Annotated in this window: 1 protein-coding gene; it reads right to left on the bottom strand. The window is 49.6% G+C overall.

Annotated features, from left to right (window positions below; all coding sequences use genetic code 11):
- On the bottom strand, window positions 1-3,252 hold a 3,252-nt coding region (locus V6C93_RS16175; RefSeq protein WP_333477697.1), incomplete at both ends, for a plasmid replication protein, CyRepA1 family.

Genomic DNA, 3,252 nt, shown 5'->3' with positions numbered 1-3,252 from the left:
CAGCGGCGGCGTAAGCGATTCTCACCAGTCCCCCTCGAAGCCACTCAAAAGCACCCCCCATCTCGGCTTGCTCCCTAGAAATGCCCCATTGCCGCTCTATGGGATGCTGAGAGGCTTGATGTAGTTCGTGTAGGCGATTCTGCTCTGTAGGGTCTAGAAGCTGCCATGCCTCATTTAAGCGGTCTTGGCAGAGGTCTACTTGACTCCAGTGGGTTGCAGACTGCAAGAATCGAGCATCGGTGACGACTTGCCACAGGTGTCGCAGTTCTTGGCGGCGCGACTGGCTGTCTTGGAGGGCGATCGCGTCCTCAACAACCTCTGGCGAATACCCCGAAGCGACAGCGGCGAAACTTTGGAGGCTATCGCAGTAGGGCAGCGCTTCGGTTAGCTCAGCTACCTGACTACCACCCTCAGCCTGGTAAACAGCATTTTGGTAAACAGCAGGAATAGATCTATATATATTACCCGTGCTGTTTACCGTATCACAACTTGATACAAAAACCGACTCACAACTCCCATTAACAACCTGAGGGCTAGCCACAGGGGCGCTTTCAGCCAAGTTGGCAGATCTCCTCTGCTCATCTCGTTGCCGCCACGCGGTGAGAATCTTGGTTCTTATCTCAGGAACCTCGACAGGTTGGTAGAAGCGTTGCTGATTTCCCTTGGCTCCTCTCTGGATAGGAGCGGAGAACTTCAGACCTAGGCAATCCTTCAGGTACTTCTGAGCAATACTGATTGGGCTGGGGGGGAGCGACTCGCCATTCTTCCCTATCCTCTCGAAGTTGAAGGATAGACCTAGAACATCTTTAATCGAATCCCTGAACTGTTTTGTTTTGATCGCAAGATCAATGAGTACCTGTGAATCATTCGACCACTCGGTATCTTGTGCCAACAATTCGAGTATGCCTAGTGCTTTCAGATAGGCCAGCTTTCCACCGATCATGCTTCGATTGGCATCTGGGAAAAATAACTCGTTCTCGCCAGCCTCAAGTAATTTTTCCATGCGGGTCTTGTCGCGCTCCGGTAAAAATTCCTCTCCTACAGTGAGGTAGTAGTGAAGCTGGGCTTTTGAATATTCCCCGCTGTCATCCAACTCGACTAATTCGGAGCTAACCAGTGATTCATCGTAGCGATCGCATAACTCGCCTTTGCGCTGCTCTAATCGTTCAGGAATTGACTTGGTTTTTTTCTGTTGCAGGGTTTGTAGGCGCGTGCTATCCGGAGTTGGCGCTTGGCTGATTTCGTAACATTGTTTTTGATAGCTGCTGTCTCGCGTTTCCGCCAATTCCTCTTTGATCTGGTCAGTGCCTTTCATCTGATCATCTTGTGTCATCTCTGCGAGGTAATCTCCACTAGAGATTTGGTGACCCTCTGCGACCAGCGCTCTGATGATTTCATGTTGATAGCGAACCATCCCCAGATTGATACGAGCTGCCATCTTCGCCCAAGTTTTTAGAGATTGGGGCTGGAAGTTGGTCGCTGCCTCAAAGTCAAAAGTAAAATCGGCTTCTGCCAACTGTTTGACATGAGCTTGGAATTTCGTGTGCTGACCGGCTATCAACCGCTTCGGACTTGTTGAGCCGTTGCCAATTCTTCCTAGCCCGTAACCCTTAGCCCAAACATGACGCGGTACGGGTTCCCTGAGTCTTGCCATGCGCTGCAACACGGATGGTACTGGAATCACCCCTTGAGCGAAGTCCCATACCGATGTGAAGTGACCTTTGAGATCGATGCTTACCCCTGTTTCAATTGTTGGGCTGGCAATGCAGACATCAAAGTCTTTTAGGGTTTCATCAAGTTTATCGATGCAGTCGTAGGCGGCGTGACCGGGCGTGGAAACTGACTCAGCATCTACTCTGAGAATCCTTAGATCTGCGAATTCCTTGGACAAGTAAACCTCTAGATTCTGCGTTCCCCATTTGCTTTTGGCTTTTTGCCCATCAACAAAGATTAGAACCTTTTCTCCTCTGCGGATACGGCTAATGAGTACGTCTAACATTTCCTTGGAATCATCCCAGACAGTGACATCCCACGGCGTTGGGTTACCCTCTTTAACGGCAATCCAAGGTTCAATAGGGAATGATACTAGCGACCTAACATAGTCGATTGTTACGTCGCTCAAGTCAGCATCACTCAGATAAACTTTCCCCTCTTCCGACGCGATAACATTATTGATTAATTGCTGGAAATTTCGGAGAATTTGGACTCGGTGCTTCCCTACTTCGGTATTAGCGTTCAAGAGATGCCAGACCGACTGCTCGACTTCATCCAGGATGACAATACAGTTATGCCAGTCTTCCGGATCAAACTTGGCTTGAGAATTCTGACGTAAGCTGTCGAAACACAACCCAATCCCGAAGACTCCCTTTGTAGTGGATTCCCCTAATTCATCAATATAATCGACGCCAAATCGATCGCAGAGTGCCTTACCTAGCTGTGTCCTGTGTGTCAGGATGAGAACCTTCTGCCCTCTGTTTTGGGCATCTTCACAGATTTTGACCAACCATTCAGTTTTGCCGCTGCCTTTCGGTGCTTTCAAGCAAATTAGCTTAGTGTTGGGTGGAGGGGCAAAATCTCCTAAATATTTAGTGCTACTATCGAGCCTCAAAGCTGGCTTATAGCTTAGCTCACGCAATCCATCAGCCATCCAGTCATCAAAGGCCAACGCTTTCTGATAGCACGCGGTGAAGTGTTTAGCGCCCTTAGCCACAATCAGATCGTCAACTCCCTTAATCCAGGGTTCCCAGGCGATAATCCGAGTATCACACCCCTTATCCTTCAGCAGCTTCGCCGTACACCACACCGCTTTCCTGTTGGTCTGGCGAGTTGACTGCTTCTCATCCTGGTCAAAGGCAAAATAAATCTTTCTGCCGTTACTGGCGAAGCATTCTATCTGAGGAATCAGTGAAGGCTTAGCGTCATTTTTGCGGTAAGCTCCCCAGATTCCAGGCAGGCCGATCGCGGCAAACCCTTGAGATAGGAGACATGCCGCTTTTTTTGCCCCCTCAGTGACGGTTACGGCAACCTTAGGGTTACGAATTACCCAACCCCAGAACCCCCGATCGCTCCGGTGCTCGTCAATATCAGTTGGCAGCAGTTCAATGCCGTAGCGATTAGCCACTTTCTGCCAAATCTCATCAGTGACCTTGAGAGCAAACAGCGTGGCTTGTGCTTTAAGTGGATGCTCGTACTTTTGGTGCTTGCCCTTAGCGGTGTCAATTCTGGGGTGATCTGGCTTGAAGCATCCCCATA

The sequence above is a fragment of the Allocoleopsis sp. genome, from assembly GCF_036703385.1.
Lineage (GTDB): Bacteria > Cyanobacteriota > Cyanobacteriia > Cyanobacteriales > Coleofasciculaceae > Allocoleopsis.
Note: the sequence above shows the minus strand (reverse complement) of the source record. Positions and strands in the feature narration are given on the sequence as shown.